Origin of the sequence: Bowmanella yangjiangensis (assembly GCF_017255015.1) — a bacterium.
Taxonomy (GTDB): Bacteria; Pseudomonadota; Gammaproteobacteria; order Enterobacterales; family Alteromonadaceae; genus Bowmanella; species Bowmanella yangjiangensis.
This window is the reverse complement of the sequence record NZ_JAFKCS010000584.1, coordinates 1-461: the sequence shown is the minus strand read 5'-3', so window position 1 is coordinate 461 and position 461 is coordinate 1. Positions and strand designations below refer to the sequence as shown.

General features: G+C 60.3%; 1 protein-coding gene and 1 pseudogene. One reads left to right on the top strand and one right to left on the bottom strand.

Translation table 11 applies throughout. The features are described from left to right. Positions 1–181: pseudogene (locus tag J0A65_RS25780) on the top strand (hypothetical protein); the annotation flags it as partial. A 100-nt stretch (positions 182–281) separates the two neighbouring features. Here J0A65_RS25780 and J0A65_RS25775 read toward each other — a convergent pair. Further along, the coding region (locus J0A65_RS25775; protein ID WP_206597052.1) for a hypothetical protein at positions 282–461 on the bottom strand (180 nt) is incomplete at its 5' end.

Below are 461 nucleotides of genomic sequence, written 5' to 3'. Positions count from 1 at the left end.
CCCCTTCCTGATCCAGCGGGAACTCGAAGAAGGCAGTCTGGTGATCGCCATGGACGCGGCCGTGCCGGACAACGACCGTGCGTACTACCTGATGGTGCCGGAGCGCAAGGCCGAGTCTGCGGCGCTCAAGGCCTTCCGCGACTGGCTGCAAGGCGAGGCACGCGCCTACCGAGCCGAGTAGTCATGCCCCTACTCTTTTCGACCGAGAGCAGCGAAACAGAAGCCGGATTGAACACGTAGGGCGCCATCGGTCACACTACAAGTCGCTCTGCCCGATTCATTCACAAAAGCCCCTGTCTCCGGGGTATTGCGTGATTTTGAACGCGTCGTTCATTACTTTTCACACCCCAGCCGATTCGACCAACGGTCATTCCGCTCATGAATACCGGCATGGCCGCCAAACCTGCATGAAACCTGCTGCCGACCGGGCGCCACGCGGGCTGCGCGCAGTATAAAAATCC